This is a genomic window from Occallatibacter sp. (assembly GCF_049802275.1).
Classification (GTDB): Bacteria; Acidobacteriota; Terriglobia; order Terriglobales; family Acidobacteriaceae; genus Telmatobacter.
The window spans coordinates 1-22,257 of sequence record NZ_JBARMD010000413.1; the positions used below are offsets into that span (position 1 = coordinate 1).

The following is a 22,257-nucleotide window of genomic DNA, read 5'->3' on the forward strand; positions in this document are numbered from 1 at the left end:
GATCCGGCGGCCGTCATTTTCCATCGTGACCGGGCCGGCAATGTAATGAAATTCGATAGGTTGGAGAGTCTTGTTCAGGTGCGCGCCGCGAATGTCGATGGGGGACTGCTCGTGTCCTTTAGAGCAAGCCTGGTAGGAGGGGTCAAGATGGCCCCAGGCGAGTGGTCCCGTCTTTCCGTAGTAGTCCCAGTATGCTCCGGATTGCGCACCCGCCACGGACGCAGCGAGCCCCAAAGCCAGCGCGGCAACATTGAAAAAGCGCATGTTATCTCCCTGATAAAGTGCGTGAATCGGTACGGGAAGATTCTAAAGCACCGGGTGTGGCTTCGATCGACGGTCGAGACAGAGATTCTGGAAATCGCGCGCGCCTGGCGTAGACTTTAACCCACGCTGTCTGAACGGGCGGGGCCGGAATTGTCGGTTATGCCTGCGCAATCGGGGAGGAAGCGCAAATTTGATGATTGACGTAAGCCCATGGCGAAACACACCACGAAGGTCCATCATCATTGCTCTGCTGGCCGTGTTTCTAACGTTCACCACGATGGGGTTCGTAAGCGACATCGTGAATGTCGGGCGGCAGTCGACGCTCAAGTTCGCGCTGACGGTTGTGCTTTCGGGCCTCTTCGCGATTGTCTACGCGGTGACAGGGGTGACGCTGCGCTCGCGATGGTGGATGGGAACCATACCGGTGTTCGCCGTGCAGTTCGTGGTGATGAGCGCGGTGGGACACTGGCTCCCTGACGCTCCGCAGCAGACGCAGATGAATGTAGCCGAGACACAGCACGTGCGAGACCGGCTCGCATTTGATTGCACGGCGATCATGATTGCTGTTTGTCTTGGATATACGGGATTTGTTTACGTCTTCGTGACCGAGAGCCGACGCCACATCCATGCTCATACTGAGAAGGCGCTACTGGAGGCGGAGATAGCTGCCGCGCGCGAGGTCCAGCAGGTCATTGTGCCGGAGAAGAGTGAGCCATTTCCGGGCTATGTCGTCGAATCTGTTTATCAGCCGGCCACGCAAGTTGGCGGCGATTTCTTTCAAGTGCTGCCAGCCGGTGACGACGGTCTGCTAATCGTAGTCGGAGACGTGGCGGGCAAGGGGTTGCCGGCGGCGATGCTGGTATCCATGCTGGTCGGCTCAATTCGCACTGTGGCCGAAGACAGCAGCGATCCCGTTCTTATGCTGCGCAGACTGCACGTGCGCCTGGTCGGCCGCAGCATGGGGGGATTTGCAACAGCCGTTGCCGCGCTCGTCTCAGGGGATGGCGTGGTAACGATCGCCAACGCGGGCCACCTGTCCCCTTACCTGGACGGCAAGGAGATGGAGCTTCCCGGTGCGTTGCCTCTGGGGATAGCCGACAGCGGGAAATTCGAAACCAGGCAATTCGAACTGCGACCCGGGAGCCGACTTACTTTTTACTCAGATGGCGTGGTCGAGGCGCAGAACAAGAGCGGAGAACTATTCGGCTTCGAGCGCGCCAAGGCAATTTCGACCCAGTCCGCCGCTGCAATCGTCGCCGCCGCGGTTAAGTTTGGGCAAGAAGACGACATCACAGTGGTCACCATCGAACGCCTGGCTGCCAGCGACGTGCCGGTACGGATGGAGCCGCTACCGCCTGCGGTATAGCGGCGGCATTTGCAGATGCGAAGGGACTCCGCGTGGGAGCCCCTTCACTGTCCCTGCCTTACTTCGCTCAGGCTGAGGCATGCATATGTTGCTCCATCTCCTCCTTGGAGACGTCGCGGACGTGGGTGGCGAGATACCACACGTGGCCAAAAGGATCCTTGAGACCGGCTGTGCGGTCGCCATAGAACTGGTCAGCGATCGGCCGCTCCACCGATGCGCCTGCTGCGGTGGCTTGTTTGGTGGTTGCATCAACATCTGGCACGTAGACGAGGAGGGTGACGGGCGAGCCCTTGAAGTGATCCGGGCCGTAAGCGTCAATCTGGGGGGATTCGTCTGCCAGCATGATTCTTGAGTCGCCGAGTTGTATTTCTGCATGGGCAATGCGGCCCTGCTGCCCGGGCATTCGCATGACTTCTTTGGCGTTAAATGCGCGGGCGTAGAAATCGATCGCTTCGCTTGCCCTGCCTTTGCCGATGATGAGATAAGGCGTAACGGAGTGGTATCCGTCAGGAATGGGTTTCACGGATTTTGCCATTGGGGAACCTCCGGTTTTTCGCGTACGGAAATGAGCCTACACCTTCTGGAAAAACGAGGGAACCCTGCCCACGAGTGCGTGGATAAAAAGGCTATGAATTCCGCGGGATCCTGAGTGAAGAAGGTTCCCGGAATAGAAAATGGGATCCCCTTTCGAGGATCCCATGGTCCTGGCTTGCTACTTGTTTTACTTCGCGGCGACCGCAACGCCGGCCTGCTCGGCCAGCTTTGCAGCCTTGTCGGTCGCTTCCCATGTGAACTCGGGCTCGGTGCGGCCAAAGTGGCCATAGGCAGCCGTCTGCCTGTAGATAGGCCGGCGGAGGTTGAGGCTCTCGATGATGCCCTTTGGCGTGAGCGAGAAGTTTTTGCGGACGAGTTCGGTCAGCTTTGCTTCGCCAACTTTGCCGGTGCCGAATGTGTCGATGCGCACGCTGACGGGTTCGGCGATGCCGATGGCGTAGGCGAGCTGGACTTCAGCCTTGTCAGCCAGACCGGCAGCCACGATGTTCTTGGCGATGTAGCGGGCTACGTATGCAGCCGAGCGGTCGACCTTGGTCGGGTCCTTGCCCGAGAAAGCTCCGCCGCCATGACGGCCCGCGCCGCCGTAGGTGTCAACGATGATCTTGCGTCCGGTGAGTCCGGTATCGCCCATGGGGCCGCCGATCACAAAACGTCCAGTCGGATTGATGTGGTACTTCGTGCGCTCGTCGAGCCACTTGGCGGGAAGGACGGCCTGGATGACGTGCTTGAGGACGTCAGCGTGAAGCTCGTCGTTGCCGACGGTCTCGGCGTGCTGGCTGGAGATGACGACGGCATCAATGCGTGCCGGCTTGCCGTTCTCGTCGTACTCGATGGTGACCTGGCTCTTGCCGTCGGGACGGAGATACGGCAGCTTGCCGTTCTTACGCACCTTGCTGAGCTGGTGGGTTAGCTTGTGCGCCAGCGAGATGGCTGCAGGCATCAATTCGGGGGTCTCGTTGACCGCATAGCCGAACATCATGCCCTGGTCGCCGGCGCCACCGGTGTCAACGCCCTGTGCGATGTCGCCTGACTGCTTGTTGATGGTCGAGATCACGGCGCAGGTGTTGGAGTCGAAGCCGTAGATGGCATTGTCGTAGCCGATGGAGGCGACGACGCCGCGTACGAGGCTCTGGAAGTCAACGTAGGCCTTGGTGGTGATTTCACCAGCGATCACGACGAGGCCGGTTGCGGTCAGGGTTTCGGCTGCAACGCGGCTGTACGGATCCTGTTCAAGACAGGCGTCCAGGATGGCGTCGGAAACCTGGTCGGCAATTTTGTCGGGATGACCTTCCGTGACCGATTCAGAGGTAAACAAAAAACGATCGCTCAACTTTGCATTCCTCCCCATTGAAGGGATTCAAGATGATTGCCTGCCGCACATGGCTGAAGAAGCTCAATCGGGAGCCTGGGCCGTTGCGATTTTTTCGAACGGCAGCGAGAGACAACGCGCTTCGGCAGACCGAGGCCAGACCGGCGCGCATCCTTCTATGGTAATTGGAGAAAGGCTGCAGGGCAAAGAGGGTCAGCGAACGGGGAACGGCGGTCGGTCAAGGGGTGAATCTGAGGGGTTAATGGGAGAATCGGCGCGCTTTACACACGGCTCACAAGAAACCCGTAGGATATTTGAGGACGTATGGGAGCGGGAAAGACAAAATGAGCGAGAAGCGTTGGGTTCTGTTGATTGCCAGTGAAGTCGGGCGCACCGACTCGGTTTCTGACCGAGCCATGGAGCGTCTCGTCGACGCCATTGGTGACGAGGGTTATACCGTGGTTCGTACCACCTCGACGGAGGACGGTCTCTCGCTGGTTACATCGGATCCGAGTTATTCCGCTGTTCTTCTCGATTGGGATCTTGAGGGCGACTCGCAGTTCGAAGAGCGGGCTGCACTCGACATTATTCGCGGCGTAAGGCACCGCAACAAGAAGGTGCCTATTTTTCTTATTGCCGATCGCACGCTGGTTTCGGAATTGCCGCTGGAAGTCGTCAAGCAAGTGCACGAGTACATCCATCTGTTCGGAGATACGCCTGCTTTTATCTCTTCGCGCCTCGACACCGCTATCGAGCGCTACCATGATCAACTGCTTCCGCCGTACTTTCGCGAACTGCTTAAATATAACGACCAGTCTGCCTACTCGTGGGATGCACCCGGGCACATGGGCGGAGTTGCCTTTCTCAAGCATCCTGTCGGGCAGGAGTTCCATCGCTTCTTTGGCGAAAACCTGTTTCGCTCTGACCTGGGAATCTCGTCGGCGCCGCTTGGCTCATGGCTGGATCACGTCGGGCCTCCGGGTGAGTCAGAGCGCAACGCAGCTCGTATTTTCGGCGCTGACTGGACGTTTTACGTGCTCGGCGGCTCGAGCACTTCCAATCAAATTGTCGGACACGGCGTGATCGCGCAGGACGACATTGTGCTGGCCGATGCCAACTGCCACAAATCCATCTGCCACTCGCTCACCGTCACGGGCGCGCGACCGGTCTACTTCAAGCCGACACGCAATGGGTACGGCATGATCGGCCTGGTTCCACTTAAGCGATTCTCACCGAGCTCGGTACAGGAACTGATCGCCCGGAGCCCGTTCGCAGCCGGGGCCCGATCGCAACAACCCACGCATGCGGTGGTGACCAACTCCACCTATGACGGGCTCTGCTACAACGTCGATGAAGTGGTGGAACAACTTGCCGGATCGGTTCCACGGGTCCACTTCGACGAGGCCTGGTACGCCTATGCGAAGTTTCATCCACTCTATCGGCAGCGTTTTGCAATGGGCGTTCCGGAAGATATGGTGGACCGCCCCGTCATTTTCTCTGTGCAGTCGACGCACAAGATGCTGGCCGCGTTCTCAATGGGCTCGATGATCCATGTCAAGCTCTCTGATCGTGCTCCGCTTGACTTCGACCAGTTCAACGAAGCTTTCATGATGCATGGCACCACCTCGCCTTTCTATCCGCTGATTGCTTCGCTGGATGTTGCCGCCGCCATGATGGACGATCCCGCCGGGCCGACATTGATGGACGAGACGCTGGCCGATGCCATCAGCTTCAGACAGGCGATGAGTTCCATTGCTCACCGTCTGCGCACTACATCTGAGAATGGCGATGGCTGGTTTTTTGGCATCTATCAGCCCGAGCGCGTCACCGATCCTGCAACGGGCGAAAGCATTCTGTTTGAAGATGCGGAAGACGAACTTCTGACAACCGAACCAAGTTGCTGGACCCTCAAGCGCGGCGATGAATGGCACGGTTACCAGAACGAAGACTCGCCCGATGACTACTGCATGCTCGACCCCACCAAGGTGACGATTCTGACACCGGGGGTTAACGCCCAGGGCGTCATGTCGCCGTGGGGAATCCCTGCGGCGATTCTTACCGAGTTTCTGGACTCACGCCGTGTCGAGATCGCGCGAACCGGCGACTATACCGTCCTGGTGCTCTTCTCTGTCGGAACTTCAAAGGGCAAATGGGGCAGCCTGCTTGAAAATCTCTTCGAGTTCAAGCGACTGTACGATACCGATGCATCGCTTGAAGAGGCGCTGCCGGAACTGGTCCAGCGCTTTCCTCACCGATATCGCAATGTCTCGCTCAGAGAACTCTCCGATGAGATGCACCTGGCGATGATCGAACTGGATCTGCCTGGTCTTGTAAACGCTGCCTGCGATGAGGACTTCGATCCCGTTCTCACGCCCGCACAGACCTATCAAAAGCTTGTTCGCCGCGAAACTGAAAGTATCCCGTTCAAGGAAATGGCGGGCCGAATCGCTGCGTTCATGCTTGTTCCATATCCGCCGGGAATCCCCATGTCGATGCCCGGCGAGCGCCTGGGTGCACCGGAGTCGCCGGTGATCAGGCTCATCCTTGCCATGGAGCAATTCGGCAAGCAGTTTCCAGGCTTTGAGCGCGAAGTTCACGGTATCGAAGTGGACGGCGACGGGAACTACTGGATGCGCGCGGTGATTGAGGAGCCGGCGAAGAGCTGAGCCACTTGTGCCGAAATGAGGCGGTGCCGCCGCTGAGTCATGCGCAGTCTGCGGCTTCTGCGGGAAGAACCGTGTAACGGCGGCGAGCAATCCATAGCAAAATGCCGGCGATGGCCCAACAGGTGCCGACGACTTTCGCTTTGGGACTGAGGTTCCACCAGAGGACCGCACAGGTGATCATGCCAGCCAGGGAGATGAGCATGGGAATCGTTTGCGACCAGCGGCCGTGGCGCCATCCGCGTAAAAGCGATGACAGGTTGACGCCAATGAAAGCCAGCAGGGCGCCGTAGTTGAGGAGTTCTGCACCAAGGTCGAAGTTCAGGATCATTGCTCCCGCGAGGCAGACGGCGCCGATGAGAATGACGTTGTTCCTTGGAATGCGATTCTTCAGGCTGACAGCGCCGAAGAAGCGACGTGGGATTGCGCCGTCCTGTCCCATGGCGTAAAGCAGGCGAGCAGCTCCAAGTTGCGAGGCCATACCCGAGCCCATGTTGGCGAGTAGAAGTGAAGCATTGACGATGGCCAGCAGAATCGGGCCGCCCATGCGTCCGGCGACATGTACATAAGCGGTTGTGACGTCGGGGAAAGCTGCTCCGCGTGGCCACACCAGCTGCGCGAAATAGACCTCGATGCTGGCAAGGATCCCGGTGATGAGGCAAGTGAGCACGATGGCACGAGGGACGCTGCGAGATGGATCCTTTGCCTCGTCAGTCAGCGTGGATATGCCATCAAATCCAATGTAAGTAAGCACTGCAATGGACGTGCCATGCAGCAGGGCGCCTGAGTTGAAGCTCGCTCGATTGTAAAGGGGATCGAGAAATATGGCGGCAGTGGGATGCGCCATATGGAGGATCCAGCGCACGGAAGCGATGAGCACCAGGACAATGACTACGCCGAGCGCTGCAGCCATACCGGCATTGATGCGTGCCGAGGTCTCTACTCCGTTGCAATTCAGAATCGTGAACAACAGCGCGAATAAAATCGCCCATGCAACATAAGGAATTTCCGGGACGAAGTTCATGGCCGCGCGACTGCACCAGATGACGCAGATCAGCGGGTTGATGACGTAATCGAGAACAAGGCACCAGCCAGTGATATATCCAAGGCTGGGATGGATCTCCTTGCCGACGTAAAGAAAGGCGGAGCCACCGTGTGGATAGACACGTGCCATGCGGCCATAGCTGACGGAGGTAAACAGCATGGCGATCATGGCAAGCAGGATTACCGCGACGACGTGCCCGCGGGATTCGGTGTAAAGGACGCCAAAGACCGGCATGGGCGCCGTCGGCTGGATCAGAATGATTCCGTAGAGGACCAGGTCGCGGAAACGCAGTGTCCGCCTAAGTCCGATCGTTTCGGATTGCGACTGGGAACTGGCCGCCATTCAAATCCTCAACGTGCTGCGACTGCGGTGGTGGGGGTGAGAGAGATTGGTGCGACGTTCCATCCATCGATTTGCACCACAGGCATGTTGGCCTCTCCTTCAGGCAACCGCGCCGTGAGCGTAGTGGATTCTCCCGGCACGAGCTCAATCCAGTTGTCGGACCAGAATACAGGCGCGATCAGGCCACGCGAGGATGTGCGCGCTGCGGCGCGGAGCTGGAATGCCAGTGCTTTGGAATGGTTGGCAAGATGCACGTAAATCTCGCGGCCGTGTGCGTTGTTTTCGATTTCGGCGTGCGCTTCAATCTGCGCAGGAGGCAAGTGAGCGAGCGCAGTCAGGTCTTCATGGCGAGCGGCGGGGGTGTGGGTGTAATCGGTGTTTTCCCAGTCGAAGGTAGTGAGTGTACCGGGCACCCAGTAGAAGTTGTGGCTCACTGCATGACCGCTTGAGTCAGCGAGTGACAGGTCGATGAAGAAAATCCGTTCTGCGCCGGAAAAGAGGTTTGCGGGAACGGTGAATACGCGTTGCGCGCTGTCGGCGTTTGAATTGACGGTTGACTGCGCGCTGTAGAGCTCGTTCCATGCCAGGCCGTATACGTGCACGCTGGCACGAAGATTCTCCGCACCTATATAGGTGCTGTTCACCACGTCGATGGAATGATCATCATAGGCGTACTGGATATGCAGCGGCTCGCAGGCCTTCTTTGTACCGAAGTAGCCGCCGCCGGTGTCGAGGTAGTAGTCGTAGAGATGCCAAATCATCGAGGGCCACGCATTATTGAGCATCCACTGGATGACGCCGGTGGAGGTGTACTTGTTTTTGCTGTATGCCTCGAACATCGCACGTTCCGAGTCGTATGTCATGGTCTGCGCGAGGCGCTCATAGTCGGCGGCCGAATTCGGCTTGGCGTAAACGGCTTCCATCGACGAGTCGAAGACTTTCAAATTTACGAATTCGCCGCCGCCGTAATGGAGACTCCAGTTGGCGGTAGGCGGCCATGCCTCGGGGTCGGGGAGAAAAAGCCTGCGGCTTGCAAGGGAAGAGATAGCCGGCCCGGGACTGGTCTCGGTGTTGTAGCCGATGGCGCCACCGAACTTGAGTGCGGTGTACCAATAGCTCGGCGCGACGTAATCGTATGGGCCGGTCATTTTTACGCCGCTTTCCCCGGTGACGGTTGTCGGTGCCTGGGAAGCGGAAGAAAGGATCGGGTTTGGCCAGTGGGTTTCGGACTCGACTTGCAGGTAAGCCTTCTCGACGTCGGCGGGCGGAGGATTGTCGCTTCCGTTGAGCCACACCAGAAGGCTGGCATGGTGACGCAGACGAAGCATCTGAGAGCGGAGCGATGCCGTAGCGATGGGCAGGTCTTGCGGCGTCCAATCCTTCCACTGTTCCCAGTGATCGCAGCAGCACCAGCCGAGCATGACGAGGATGCCGCGTTCGTCGGCAAGACGGAAGAACTCGTCGGTCTCGAGTTTGCCCTCGAGCCGGATGGTGTTGAGGTTCATGTCCTGCACGAGTTCGAACTGGTCGCGAAGGCGCTTATCATCGGTGCGCAGCAGCATATCCTGCGACCAGCCTGCGCCGCGAATCAGAATCGGTTTGCCATTGATGCGGAAGAGGCGGCTGCCGTTGGTGGTCAACTCCGACGTGATTTCGCGAATGCCGTAGTTCACGCTTTGCTCATCGGTTGTTTGGCCTTCAGCGTTGAAACTGATGGTCAGGTGCTCGAGGTGAGGTTCGCCCATCTGGCGCGGCCACCACGGCTTTGGATCCTGTACGCGAAGGGCAGGGAATTGCTCAGGGCTGAAGACTACGGTTTGATTTTCGTGGGCCGCTAATTCGACAGGCTTCTCGAAGTGCACGCCAGCCGTGGTCCCGGCGAGGACGCCCTTTACCGGGTTGGCGGTGGCATTGTGCAGTTCCGCGTACACCGTGAGATCAGCAATGTGAAGAGATGCATCTGGGAAGTGAGTGACGACAAGAGGGGAGCGAACTGTGACGGAGCCGGTTTCTACGATGTCCACTGTTCCCCAGAGGCCCATGTCCTTGTCTGGCGGACAGGGATTCCAGTCGACCCAGTTGATGCCGAGGTCTTTTTCCGTCGGTGCCGTGGTTTTGACGGCGAGGATATTTGCTTTGCCGGGAACGACGAATTCGGTGATGTCGAAATCGTAGGTACGATATGCGCCAGCTATTGCAGAGGAATCGGCAATTCTGCGGCCGTTGATCCAAATCTCGCCGCGATAGTTTATCCCTCCGAAATGCAGCCAGAGGCGATTGTCTTTTGCAGAGAGCGCCGGAGCGCTGAACTCTTTGCGGTACCACCAGCCGCATGCATAAGGGCTGTCGGCGGGCATGGGAAGATTGGAGAAATTGTGTCCGACCGGATAGCTCGTCCCGGGAATGTGGCGGAGGTTGTCGCCAAAGTAAGGATCGGGGAAAACGCCAGCCTTGACCTGCGCGGCGAGCACTGTGCTCGGTACCGAGATCTTCAACCATGCCTCGGGTGCGTACCGTGTGGTTGAGATCACCTCTCCTGTGGCGGTCGCCTTGCATGCTGACTGCAACTGCCAGTCATCGCGGAGGGGAGTTGTTTTTTCCGCAACCAATAACGCGGGCAGGAGGAAGACAGCAAGGAATGCAAAAGATTTTGGGTTCATGGGCACCTGGCATTTCTGGACGAGTGTGTTCAGATTTCCACCGTAGTTCGCGCTTATTCAATCGTTTGAGCAAAGATTTATCTCCCTCGGTCACTAGATTGACAAGCGCGATGTTGGACGCGACGCAGGCTTTCGACGTGCGGTAGACATGCGCACAACAAGTTCCGGCGGAGCTTTGTAGACCTTCACCGGTGGCGCTTTGGAGTGTTCGCGGGAGTTGATTGCCTGTAACGTCCACTCCGAGGCCATCAATCCCATCTCTTTCAGCGGCTGGCGGATGGTGGTGATGCCGGGAGTGGAAACGGCCGCCGGCAGCACGTCATCGAAACCAACTACGGAGCAATCGGCGGGAACCTTGAGACCTGCGTCAGTCAGTCCGCGCACGATTCCTAACGCCGTGAGGTCGTCGAATGCGAGCACGGCGGTAAACGGCCGTCCTGATGCCAGCATCTCTTTGGAGAAGTGCAATCCACCTTCAAAGCCGGAAGTCGAATCCATCAGGTTAGGCAATTGGAACACCAGCTTGCTGTCAACCTTGGCGCCTGCTTCCGCTGCGGCGCGTTGCACTCCAGCCCAGCGCGGTTCAGTGTCGAATAGTTCTTCCGGACCGCGAACGATGGCGATATTGCGGTGTCCGAGTTCAATTAGATGGCGCATGGCAAGTGCGCCGCCAGCCTCGTTGTCCACCAGCAGGGAACTAACCTTTTTGTGGGTCAGGTCGCGTCCGACGATTACGATCGGGACCTGGTTCTTCTCGACATCTTCGAGCAGGTTGGTTTCCTGAAAGATCCAGCTGGCGATGACGATGACGCCTTCTGCCCTTCGTTCGAGGATCATCTTTAGATAGCTGTCGAAGAGTTTTCGTTGCGTCTGAGCGTCCACCAGGAGCGGCAGATAGTCTGCCGGGTGAAGACCTGCCTGAATCCCATGGACGATCGGGATACAAAACGGATCAGAGAGATCGTAGGCAAGGACCGCGATGGTCTGGCTGCGACGGCGGCGAAGAGAACGGGCATAAGCGTCGGGATGATAACCGAGCTGAATTGCCATCTTCCGAATCCGGTCGCGGGTGGAGGCAGCAACGTTTTGCGAAAGCGGGGCCTCGCTCAGGACGATCGAGACGGTTGAGACTGAGTATCCACAGGCCTGTGCAATATCCAGCAGCGTTACGTGACCGGATTTGCGTTGCACCGTTTTGCCTCCCTCCAGATCTTGCGTGTTGGGCAATTCAGCGTCATTGTGCCACAGACGCCAGTGTTCCGGTCTTGAGACGCAGAGAGCCGGAGTGCCGCCTGAACCGTTGAACACTTTCCGCTTGACATGCAGAAGAAACGATTCTACATTCTGCTGTCAAGAGATTCAAACGTTTGAATAGCACGTTTGACCCCCGGGGGTGGCTATGGATGTCCTGTGTGCGCGGACTGCGTATATGCGGTCCATTTTTGTCATTTGTATCCTTTTAGGATTTGCTGTGGCCGCCGTCGCCCAGGCCGGCAGAGGGTCCATCAGCGGACTGGTGACTGATCCAACCGGGGCAATCATTCCAGGCGCGAAGGTTGTGGCGCAAAGCCAGACGAACGGGGTAAAACTCTCCACCGTATCTACTGCGGCAGGCTTGTACAGCTTCGTCTCGCTTGCTCCCGGCACCTATCAGGTGGCAGCGAGCGCCAAGAACTTTGAAACGCTGGTTATGAAGAACGTCAGCGTTTCGGTTGACCAGGTCTCAACGGTGAACATCTCGCTCAAGATTGGCAGCGTAAGTGAGGTTGTCACCGTTAATGCGGCCACGGCGCTGGTCGAGTCGAGTAACTCCACGGTCGGTCAACTGATTTCAGCCGACACCATTGACAGGGTTCCGCTGCTTACGCGCAACGTCTTCGATCTGGTTCAACTCAGCGCTGGCGTTACCCCGGCAAATGGCACGCCAAATTCTTCCAGTTCGCAGCAGATTTCCAGCATCACGAGCGGCCGCCCGGGAGTGGATGTTTCCTCTTACACGATCAACGGCGCCATCATCGGTTCGGTTTACTACATGGTTGACGGTAGCCCGCTGGGAATCGCCGAGAACAATGCGGGCGCTATCATTCCAGCGCTCGATATTCCGGAAGACGGGGTGCAGGAGACTCGCGTAGAAACCCAGAACACCCCGGCCTCGTATCAGAGCGGTGGTGCGGGCGTGATCAGCATCGTTTCAAAGTCCGGCAGCGACCAGTTTCACGGCGACCTGTTCGGCGTTTTCAGACCCAACGTGATGGCAGCAAACGAGTACTTCAACAAGCAGACCCAGTTGGCCGGCGGATTGCCAAACGATGCGCCAGCGTTCCATCGATATCAGGAAGGGGGCGCCATTGGCGGTCCCATCAAACGTGACAAGCTCTTCTTCTTTGCCGACTATGAAGCGACGCAGCAGGAGCAGTTCGACGGTTCGAATATTTTCACCGTTCCGACCAGCGCAGAACGAACAGGGGATTTCTCAGCCGATAATTTTACGATCTATGATCCGCTGCTTCCCGACAACGCGGATGGCACGCGACAGCCGTTCGCTAACAATGTGATCGCCAACCCCAATCCGACCGCGCTGCAGTTTCTCGCGCAATTTCCAAAGTGCAATTATCCAAGTGCGAGCACCTGCGATTCGGATACGACCGGAGCGTTCAACAACTTGCGCGTCCCGGGTCTTGATCCCATGACCGCACAGAAGTTCGACATCCGCATGGATTGGACCCAAAGCGAGAAGCAGCGGATTTTTGGCCGGTTTTCCTTCGACCGCCTGTTTTTCTCGCTCGTGAATGCGTTCGACAATATGTGGGATTTGAACTACGCGCAGAACGTGACCAACGGGCGCAACATCATAGTCGCCGACGACCTCACGATCAATTCTTCGACTGCTTTGCAATTGCGATATTCGTTCACGCGCCACTACGAGAACCAGAGCGGCGACCCGCGACAGGACGGGTACGACATCACCAAGCTTGGTTTTCCGGCCTCGCTGGCGGCCGAGCAGGTGTACAAGACTCTGCCCTACGTAAACTTCTGGGATGCGGGCGGCGGCATCGGGGGCACTGCCAATTGGAATACGTTCCAGTACGCCAGCGAAAATAATGACGCTAGCGCAACGATCACGAAGCTCATGGGCAAGCACGAAATCAGTGCCGGGTTTGAGTTCATGAAGCGATTCTTAAACGTCGGCCAGCCGCCCGCTTCCTCGGGTGCCTACGCTTTCGACCTTTCGGCAACTGACCAGACAGTCTCCGGCGGAGGCGGCGGTAGTGACTTTGCATCCTTCCTGATCGGAATGGGGTCCACGCCGGGAAGCGAAGGCTACAATTTCACCAAAGATCTATTTGTTGCCGAGTCCAATCCTTACTACGCGTCATTTATCGAAGACACGTTTCGCCCCACCAGATCGTTGACGATCACTGCGGGGCTGCGCTGGGATATTTTTGTAGGTCGAAATGAGCGGTACAATCGCCTGGAATACTTTGACCCGACCGCATCGAATACCGTGGGCGGCGTTTCCTATACCGGTGCCGAGGTCTACGTCAACAGCAAGAACCGCTCGCCCTTTGCGACCAACTTCACAAATTTCGGACCTCGGCTGGGTCTCTCGTGGCAGCCAGTTGATCGTTTCGTCGTGCGCGGCGGTGGCGGCTTCTACTACGGCCCCAGTTCACAGATGGTCGGCAGCGCATCGCTCAACAGCGATGGGTTTTCTTCGGTAACAAACTGGGATGCCACCTGCTACAACGCCGACGGCAACACCGTGTATAACGGCACCTCAGCCTGTGCGAATGCCTCTCCCGGCGATCCAGCGCCTAGCGAGACTGGAATTTATTCCCTGAGCAATCCATTCCCGCAGGGTGTGGTTCCCACCTTCAGCAGCCCTCCAACAGGCCTCGGAAACAATCTGGGCATTTCGCTCGCCACCATGCTCCATTCACAGCCCACAACCACGACTTACAACTACAATTTCGGTCTGGAATATCAGCTTCCTCATGAGATTGTCGTAAGTGCCGGATATGTGGGTAGCCGTGGACTTCACCTGCCGCTTGGCGGAGTTGATCTGAATCAGCTTGACCTGCAAACAATAGCGAAATACGGTGCCTCTCTTTGCGTGGACACCTCAGATCCCGCTTGCGAGATGGTTTCCAATAATTGGACAGCTATCCTTCCACCAACAAACTCCAATTATGGTTCTGCCACTGTTCCATTGTGGATCTCGCTGCAGGAATTTCCACAGTTCGGCAACGGCAGCTATGGCGCTGGTAATGGCGTTAACGTGAGTGCTTATCCTGGCGGAGATTCCAGCTACAACTCCCTTCAGACCAAGGTGCAAAAGAGATTGACTCACCACTTCACCGCGCTCGCGAGCTTTACCTGGGCGAAGTTGATGACCGATGATGGCAATCCGCCGCTGGGCTTTGTCGGATCGCACGGGGGCGCTGCGCAAGACTGGAAAAACCTTAGTTTGGAACATTCCGTCAGCCCACAGGACGTGAAATATCAGTTCACAGGACAGGCATCCTACGATTTGCCGGTAGGCAAGGGAAGAGCCGTCAACCTGAACGGAGTTGGAGATGCCATCCTGGGCGGATGGACCGCGAATGTCATTGCGTACCTCAGCACTGGCATCCCCGTCGCCTCGCCCGTTTCAGGAACGTCACCGTCCTACTTCAACCAACGAGCCGACATGGTCTGCGACCCCAGCAAAGGAGCTCCTCATTCGGCAACGACATGGTTCAACTATTCCTGCTTCACCATACCGGGTGTCGCGCAGGGCTCTACAGATCTTTCCACTGCCAATCCGCTGGTTGCCGGAAGTGCACCAGCATATCTCGACCACGTCCGCACCATGGGCGCGCAGGACTTCGATCTGTCGCTCTACAAGAACTTCTCGCTTGGTGGCGAGAGGGCTCTGCGCCTGGAGATCTCCTCCTACAACATTGCGAACCGGGCGCAACTTGGGATGCCGGGGGTGCCGAGCATCTTCGCAGTGAACACGCAACCCGACGTAGCGGCAGTCTTTGGCCAGATTACAGGGACCGTGAATACCCCGCGACAGTTTCAGTTTGGCGCGCGATTCGCGTTCTGAGGGCGGTGGTTACGCCCCATCCGAACAAATACAAGGGCCAGTTGCTACCAAAGCGATTGGCCCTTCGGCACTTGACGGACCCTCGTTTCATCAAACGACTGGACTGCAGTTCTAAGTCCCGGGATCATTCTGACCGCACTTCCGGGACACAGAATCAGCCCTTTTGGTCACGTGTTTCTGAGTTTCCGGGTGCATGGTGACCGATTCGAACGTCGCCGCTCGATAAACATCTCAGCTCGCGCGGGTTCTGAGCAGAGGACGACGTTAGCTCAGCCAGGTCGATCGCTTGGAATAGATGTGTCTAGCGTCGCGTCCAGGAAGCCAGGTGCGCGATGGTGGCATGGGCTTTTTGCGGGAGGGGAATCACGGAGCTCCACCAGCCGGCGCGGACGCCGAAGTAGCGGACGGTGAAGAAGCCTAGCGCTGCGACAAGGGCAACGAGAACGATGGCGCCCACCCAGCGGAGGCGCTGTTCCATGGCTTCACGGCGTTCCATGCGCTCCTTGCCGACATTGGAGGCGAAGGTGGCCCAGCCGTCTGCTGCCGGGTCGACGGGCGCGCCCTTTTCGTAGGAGGCTTTCAGGAATCGGTCGGTCCAATCGTTCGTATCAAGGCCGATGGCGCTGACGTAGCCGCGAACGATGCCCTTACTGAGGATTCCGCCCGGCAATTGCTGATAGCGATCCTGCTCCAGCGCGACCAGGTGGCGTTGGCTGATCTTGGTGACCGCAGTGATCTGCTCCAGCGCGATGCCGCGCGAAATTCGCTGCGTCCGAAGCTCTTCCCCAAAAGTACTCATTTGGTAACCAGTCCCGACATCATAGCCCGAGGGATATCCACAGGCAAGTTACTTATGGCATTGCACGATTAGAACAACTCTATCATCCTTTCTTATCATCGAGCTAGAGGGGTGAAAAGTGAGTAACGTCACCCTACTTTGTGCAAAACCTAGTTGAAACCGTGAGGCGGTTATCGGCCGGACCGCTCCGGACTTGAGCCCTGGGGAAGCCGAGAGGTGACTGATACCCTTATGAGGAAGGCCCTGAGTCGTGTACCGGGCTTTCCGGAGCCGTCTCCAAGCGATGAATAAGCTCGTGATTGCCAACCTGTTGCATCGTCCTCTGCGTTCGCTGATCAGCATTACGGCGGTGGCGATTGAAGTGATCATGATCCTCTCGATCGTGGGCATCTTTATGGGGATGCTGAACGACCAGAAGCAGCGGACCAACGGGATTGGGGCGGACCTGATGATGCGGCCCTCGAATGCCAGCGCGATGAATGGAGTGAGCGGAGCGCCGATGTCACAAAAGCTGGCGGGGCCGTTAGGCCAGTTGCCGCATGTTCAGGTAGTGGCCCCGGCGATTCTGCAATTCACCGCGGCCGGAGCAATCGAGATTCTTTATGGGATCGACTACGAGACATTCAACGCGTTGAAGCCATTCGCGTTCGTCTCAGGCGGACCATTCACCGGACCGTACGACGTAATTGTGGATGACGTGTTTGCCGGGCCGCGCAGCAAGAATCCAACGACCGGAAAGCCGTATGCCGTTGGCGACAAGATTCCGATGCTGAACAATGAGTTTCGCATCTGCGGCATCGTGGAGCATGGGCACGGCGGGCGCAAGCTGATTCCGATCACGACCATGGGGGAACTGACTGGCGCGATCGGCAAGGCGTCGCTGTTCTATATCAAGGTGGACAATCCGGCCAACGACGAGACGGTGATTCAGGAGATCCATGCCACGCCGGGGTTGCGCGATTATCCGGTGTCGACCATGGAAGAATGGCTGTCGGAGATGACACCGGAGAAGCTGCCCGGCTTTAATCTTGCTCTCGAAGTGGTGACCAGCATCGCGGTGATTGTGGGATTCCTTGTGATCTTTCAGTCGATGTACACGGCGGTGTTGGAGCGGACGCGCGAGATCGGAATTCTCAAATCGCTTGGCTCGTCAAAATCCACCATCGTAAGCGTGGTGCTGAGAGAGACAGCGGTGATGGCGGTGGCGGGCGTGCTGTTGGGAATTGCGGGAACATATCTTGTGAAAATCATCCTGCTTCGCGCATTTCCGACACAGCACTTTGAAATCACTCAGCATTGGCTGATTCAAGGCGCTGCAATCGCATTTGCAGGAGCTCTTTGCGGGGCTTTGTATCCGGCGTGGATGGCGGCGCGCAAGGATCCCATCGACGCGCTGGCGTACGAATAATTACCGCGGCCGCCTTTTTGTGGAGCTTCAACACCAGGAGGCTGCATCCCACATAAAGGAAGATCGTTTTACTTACAGCGTTATACTTTAGTTAATTCCCCCGCAACTGTGAGAGAGATCTGCTGCAACAGCGGAGAGATATCTATTGACTATCGTGTCAAAGCGGTGGCTCTATGCGGCGTGGATGGTTTTGATCTGCATTTTTGCGGTGATCCACGCGCTGAATCTTGCGGCCGACTTTCCCAACCACACGGCCTGGCACATCGACTGGGCCAAGTACACCGATGAGGGCTGGTACGGGAATGCGGCAATTCGTGCGCACCTGTTCGGGCACTGGTATGTGCCGGGAGATTTCAACCCTGCGCCTGCCGTCCCGGTGTGGCCCTTTCTAGAGTGGATTCTGTTCTTCTTCACGGGAGTATCTGTACAGGCGGCGCGAGGGCTGGCGGTGGCGTTCTTTTTTGCCAACCTTGTTCTGTGCTATACGCTGTTGCGTCCGCGCGGGCCGAAGTGGATGGCTCTGCTGGCGTTGACGCTGATGGTGACCAATCCATTTCTTTACTGCTTCAGCCGACTGGCAATCCTGGAACCGATGCTGACCACGCTTTTGCTGGCTGCGTTGAACCTGGTAGTACGCCTGCCGCGCATGCGACGACCTGTGGCTGCATCGGCGGTCGTTGGAGTGTTGTTTACGCTGATGATGTTGACGAAGACGACGGCGATATTTTTGTTGCCGGCATTGGCATGGGCTCTCTTCGCGTCCTTCTGGAATCCGATCGACAATCCAATTCGCAATAGCGTAGAAATCGATTCTGATCGCACACGCTCCAGTCTTCGCGCATGGTTTCACCCGCGTGCTGTGCGTTGTGCGGCTGTGTCGTTCTGGGTATTTGCGGTGACCTTCAGCGCATGGATGATGCTGGTGGTGGCGTTTGGATATTTCGGAGATTACAAATTTCTGTTGTTCATCAATAAGTACGTGAAGCCGACCGAGTTTTACTGGCCGCTGTTGAGCTTCTGGTGGTCAGTGCGCGGATTGATTTGGATTGACCACATTCTGATTCCACTTGGCGCGGTGCTGATTGGTACGGTGTTGGCGGCTGCCTTGATCGCATGGAAGAGCGCAGGCAAACGGCCGGGGCTGCTGCTGGATCCGGTGTTCGGCGCATCGATATTGGCGGCCGGCGGCTACATCCTTTTCATGACCTACCAGAATCATCCGCAGCCACGCTACTTTGCACTGATCGCCGTATTCTGCTTTTTGATTGTGGCCATGGGTGCGGCGGAGTTAGTAGCACGGGCGGGGTCGATACGGCTGCTGGGCTACGGTGCGATAGCCGTGACGGCAATGGCCATTGTGGCGAATGGTGTGCAGACAGCGAGCTTCGCTGCGCATCCTGAATACACGTTTGTGACGGCGGCACGGGAGCTCACGGCATATATCGATCAGCATCCCAACGGAAACCGAGTGCTGGTTTCAATCAGCGGGGACGAGATCTCACTCATCTCGCATGTACAGACACTCTGCGATGACTTCAGCATGCACACGCAGGCATATCCTGATCTGGGAACAAAGCTGGTGATCTACAAGCCGGGCTGGTGGGCAACCTGGAACGATATTGATCGTGGGACGCTTGAGGATATTCATACGCACTATTCACTCGAACAGGTGGCCAGTTTCAAGGCATTCGACGACCCGGAACGCAACGTGCTGGTGCTGTTCAAGCTGCGTCCGCTGCCCGACGGCCAGGCGAGACTGATCAACGGCGACAACCTGCAGAAACAGCTCCCCGGGGACAAGATATTTATTCCGCTTGAGTAGAATTCAGGGTCTGCCAATCATTACTTCTTGCCTTGATGAGGGCGATGGATCGTTGGCGGGTTTCGAATCAAGTTCGCGAACGGCTGAGGCGATGAGGCTGGCCGAGGTGCGCTATCCGTCGATGGCGACGACCTTGGCCATCAGCCCGTCAAGTCCTTGCCGCGATTTCGTCAAACGATAGTTCAATTCCATTCACGGCGGAGTAACTTTTCCCAGAAAAAATGCGGGTCGGAAGCTTGTGACTGCAATCACTCGACAGCGATTGGCACGGATGATAGGCTTCCGGGTGACTTTGAGCCGGGACTCTTACGGGACGCTATTTTCCTGCACGGGTGGCTAACCGAAGGTCGTTGGGTCGCGATCATCGGATTGCCGCTAAAACGGCAACCAGAAATTTAACATGGAGGACTTGTGACAGCACAGGACTGGGTGTACTTCTTTCCGGCCGTGAGCGTTTTGTCGCTCATCGTAGCCTTTTTCTTCGGACGCCAGGTGATCGGCGCGGACCAGGGGACTCGGAAAATGCACAGAATCGCCGGCGCCCTCAAGGTAGGCGCTGAATCGTTCTTGAAGCGGCGGTACAAGACCGCCATGGCGCTTATGGCCGTGCTGCTTCCCACATTAGCTTACGGGCAGACGGAACATGCGGGCGGTGGCGAAGCCAACCTGATACTGCCGGATTTATCGACCGTGAATTTTCTCGGCATGAACGGACATGCCCTTCTGATGATCGGGTTGCTGTTCTGCGTGGGCGGCTTGTTGTTCGGACTGGCGATCTATGTGCAGTTGAAGAACCTGCCGGTTCATGGCTCGATGCGCGATATTTCGGAACTGATTTATGAGACGTGCAAGACATATCTGATCACGCAGGGAAAGTTCATTCTTCTGCTCTGGGTATTTATCGCGGTCATTATTTCGCTGTACTTCGGCTATCTGGCGCCGGTACCGGGAAAATCCATTGCGGTTACGTTGCCGATCATTTTGTTGTTCTCGCTGATCGGCATCGGCGGCAGCTACGGGGTGGCGTGGTTCGGAATTCGCGTCAACACATTTGCGAACTCTCGGACAGCATTTGCCGGGTTGCGCGGCAAACCGTATCCGGTCTATGCAATTCCGCTGAAGGCCGGCATGAGCATCGGCATGTTGCTGATCTCGGTCGAACTGCTCATCATGCTTTTCATCCTTCTGTTTATCCCACGCGATTATGCAGGCCCTTGCTTCATCGGCTTCGCGATCGGCGAGTCACTGGGCGCGGCGGCCCTGCGTATTGCCGGCGGCATCTTCACCAAGATCGCCGATATTGGCGCGGACCTGATGAAGATCGTATTCAAGATCAAGGAAGACGACGCGCGCAATCCCGGTGTGATCGCCGACTGTACGGGTGACAACGCGGGCGACTCCGTTGGCCCCAGCGCCGATGGCTTTGAAACCTACGGCGTCACTGGCGTGGCCTTGATTACCTTCATCCTGCTGGCGGTTCACGATCCCAGGACGCAGGTGCAATTGCTGGTATGGATCTTCGTGATGCGCGTGGCCATGCTTGTCTCCAGCTCGGGCGCGTACTTCCTGAATGGCGCAATCGCTCATGCGAAATACGCGAACTCGGATGAGATGGACTTTGAGGCGCCACTGACCTCGCTGGTGTGGATTACTTCCATCGTTTCCATCATCCTCACCTTCATCGTTTCCTACTACATGATTCCCACGCTCGGTGACGGATCGCTCTGGTGGAAGCTGGCATCGATCATCTCGTGCGGAACGCTGGCAGGCGCCATCATTCCCGAATTGGTGAAGGTCTTTACTTCAACCAGCTCGAGCCACGTGCAGGAAGTTGTGACCTCGGCTAAGGAAGGCGGAGCCTCCCTGGGAATCCTGTCGGGATTGGTGGCCGGCAATTTCTCGGCCTACTGGCTGGGATTGAGCATGGTCGGGCTCATGTCGTTGGGCTATTACTTCAGCACAGGTCCTTCGATGGATGCGCTGATGCTGGCCCCAGCGGTCTTCGCTTTTGGCCTGGTCGCATTCGGATTCCTGGGAATGGGGCCGGTGACGATCGCGGTCGATTCTTACGGGCCGGTTACCGACAACGCACAATCGGTCTACGAGTTGTCATTGATCGAAAACATTCCCGGCATCGAAGCTGAGTTGAAGAAGACCTACAACATCGACGTGAAGTTTGAACGCGCGAAATACCTTCTGGAAGCCAATGACGGTGCCGGCAATACCTTCAAAGCTTCGGCAAAGCCGGTGTTGATCGGCACGGCTGTGGTGGGCGCAACGACGATGATTTTCTCGATCATCATGGCCCTTACCGATGGACTGAGCCATGGGAAAGAGAACCTCTCTCTGCTGCATGCACCATTCCTTCTCGGATTGATCACCGGCGGGGCAATGATCTACTGGTTCACCGGGGCTTCGATGCAGGCCGTCACCACCGGCGCTTACCGCGCGGTGGAGTTCATCAAGGCCAACATCAACCTTGAAGGCGCGGAGAAGGCATCGGTCACCGACAGCAAAAAAGTGGTGGAAATCTGCACCAAGTACGCGCAGAAAGGTATGTTCAACATCTTTCTCGCTGTCTTCTTCGCTACACTTGCGTTCGCGTTCGTTGAGCCGTTCTTCTTTATCGGCTACCTGATCTCGATTGCGATCTTCGGTTTGTACCAGGCGATCTTCATGGCGAATGCCGGCGGCGCATGGGACAACGCGAAGAAAGTCGTAGAGGTCGACCTGAAACAGAAAGGGACGCCTCTGCACGACGCAACCGTTATCGGAGACACCGTCGGCGATCCGTTCAAAGACACCTCGTCGGTGGCACTCAACCCGGTCATCAAGTTCACCACCTTGTTCCGTTTGCTTGCTGTCGAGCTTGCAGTGACGCTTAATGCGAGCAATCCGCTGCTCGGACGCGGACTGGCAGTCGCATTCTTCC

General features: G+C 57.2%; 12 protein-coding genes and 1 pseudogene. 6 read left to right on the forward strand and 7 right to left on the reverse strand.

Annotation, left to right across the window (positions count from 1 at the left end):
* Window positions 1-264, reverse strand: a pseudogene (locus WA354_RS14440) (hypothetical protein); the annotation flags it as partial.
* A 193-nt stretch (window positions 265-457) separates the two neighbouring features.
* On the opposite strand from WA354_RS14440, the gene WA354_RS14445 reads away from it, so the two are divergent.
* Window positions 458-1,630, forward strand: a complete 1,173-nt coding sequence (locus WA354_RS14445; RefSeq protein ID WP_472813719.1) for a PP2C family protein-serine/threonine phosphatase — start codon at window positions 458-460, stop codon at window positions 1,628-1,630.
* A gap of 67 nt (window positions 1,631-1,697) precedes the next feature.
* Here the strand turns inward: WA354_RS14445 and WA354_RS14450 are convergent, their stop codons facing one another.
* A complete protein-coding gene (locus tag WA354_RS14450; RefSeq protein ID WP_472813720.1) occupies window positions 1,698-2,165 on the reverse strand; it encodes a VOC family protein in 468 nt (155 codons plus the stop codon).
* A 186-nt stretch (window positions 2,166-2,351) separates the two neighbouring features.
* Window positions 2,352-3,515, reverse strand: coding sequence for a methionine adenosyltransferase (metK, locus tag WA354_RS14455; protein ID WP_472813721.1), 1,164 nt, complete (start codon window positions 3,513-3,515; stop codon window positions 2,352-2,354).
* 323 nt (window positions 3,516-3,838) lie between these two features.
* Between metK and WA354_RS14460 the strand changes: the two genes are divergently transcribed.
* Window positions 3,839-6,160 (forward strand): Orn/Lys/Arg family decarboxylase, encoded by a 2,322-nt coding sequence (locus WA354_RS14460; RefSeq protein ID WP_472813722.1) that lies wholly within the window; start codon window positions 3,839-3,841, stop codon window positions 6,158-6,160.
* A 37-nt stretch (window positions 6,161-6,197) separates the two neighbouring features.
* Here WA354_RS14460 and WA354_RS14465 read toward each other — a convergent pair whose 3' ends face one another.
* The 3 genes from WA354_RS14465 to WA354_RS14475 form a co-directional block, all read right to left on the reverse strand.
* Entirely contained in the window at window positions 6,198-7,544 is a 1,347-nt protein-coding gene (locus tag WA354_RS14465; protein ID WP_472813723.1) for an APC family permease, read from the reverse strand.
* 8 nt (window positions 7,545-7,552) lie between these two features.
* The gene (locus tag WA354_RS14470) at window positions 7,553-10,204 is read right to left on the reverse strand and encodes a glycoside hydrolase family 2 protein (protein WP_472813724.1); all 2,652 of its coding nucleotides are present in this window, start codon (window positions 10,202-10,204) and stop codon (window positions 7,553-7,555) included.
* 93 nt (window positions 10,205-10,297) lie between these two features.
* On the reverse strand, window positions 10,298-11,395 hold the full coding sequence (locus WA354_RS14475) for a LacI family DNA-binding transcriptional regulator (protein WP_472813725.1): 1,098 nt from the start codon (window positions 11,393-11,395) through the stop codon (window positions 10,298-10,300).
* A 280-nt stretch (window positions 11,396-11,675) separates the two neighbouring features.
* On the opposite strand from WA354_RS14475, the gene WA354_RS14480 reads away from it, so the two are divergent.
* Window positions 11,676-15,296, forward strand: coding sequence for a TonB-dependent receptor (locus tag WA354_RS14480; RefSeq protein WP_472813726.1), 3,621 nt, complete (start codon window positions 11,676-11,678; stop codon window positions 15,294-15,296).
* A 301-nt stretch (window positions 15,297-15,597) separates the two neighbouring features.
* Here WA354_RS14480 and WA354_RS14485 read toward each other — a convergent pair whose 3' ends face one another.
* A complete protein-coding gene (locus WA354_RS14485; protein ID WP_472813727.1) occupies window positions 15,598-16,095 on the reverse strand; it encodes a helix-turn-helix domain-containing protein in 498 nt (165 codons plus the stop codon).
* A 283-nt stretch (window positions 16,096-16,378) separates the two neighbouring features.
* On the opposite strand from WA354_RS14485, the gene WA354_RS14490 reads away from it, so the two are divergent.
* The 3 genes from WA354_RS14490 to WA354_RS14500 all read left to right on the forward strand — a co-directional run.
* Window positions 16,379-17,503 carry an ABC transporter permease gene (locus WA354_RS14490; protein ID WP_472813728.1) on the forward strand — a complete coding sequence of 375 codons (1,125 nt, stop codon included), beginning with the start codon at window positions 16,379-16,381 and terminating at the stop codon, window positions 17,501-17,503.
* Between the two features lie 154 nt (window positions 17,504-17,657).
* The gene (locus tag WA354_RS14495) at window positions 17,658-19,325 is read left to right on the forward strand and encodes an ArnT family glycosyltransferase (RefSeq protein WP_472813730.1); all 1,668 of its coding nucleotides are present in this window, start codon (window positions 17,658-17,660) and stop codon (window positions 19,323-19,325) included.
* A 411-nt stretch (window positions 19,326-19,736) separates the two neighbouring features.
* On the forward strand, window positions 19,737-22,257 hold a 2,521-nt coding region (locus WA354_RS14500), incomplete at its 3' end, for a sodium-translocating pyrophosphatase (protein ID WP_472813729.1).

What these genes read in the sequence shown, in the direction of transcription:
- WA354_RS14450 (WP_472813720.1), bottom strand. Translation starts at nt 2,165, where the DNA reads ATGGCAAAATCCGTGAAACCCATTCCTGACGGATACCACTCCGTTACG.
- WA354_RS14445 (WP_472813719.1), top strand. Translation starts at nt 458, where the DNA reads ATGATTGACGTAAGCCCATGGCGAAACACACCACGAAGGTCCATCATC.
- WA354_RS14470 (WP_472813724.1), bottom strand. Translation starts at nt 10,204, where the DNA reads ATGAACCCAAAATCTTTTGCATTCCTTGCTGTCTTCCTCCTGCCCGCG.
- WA354_RS14485 (WP_472813727.1), bottom strand. Translation starts at nt 16,095, where the DNA reads ATGAGTACTTTTGGGGAAGAGCTTCGGACGCAGCGAATTTCGCGCGGC.
- WA354_RS14465 (WP_472813723.1), bottom strand. Translation starts at nt 7,544, where the DNA reads ATGGCGGCCAGTTCCCAGTCGCAATCCGAAACGATCGGACTTAGGCGG.
- WA354_RS14490 (WP_472813728.1), top strand. Translation starts at nt 16,379, where the DNA reads ATGAATAAGCTCGTGATTGCCAACCTGTTGCATCGTCCTCTGCGTTCG.
- WA354_RS14460 (WP_472813722.1), top strand. Translation starts at nt 3,839, where the DNA reads ATGAGCGAGAAGCGTTGGGTTCTGTTGATTGCCAGTGAAGTCGGGCGC.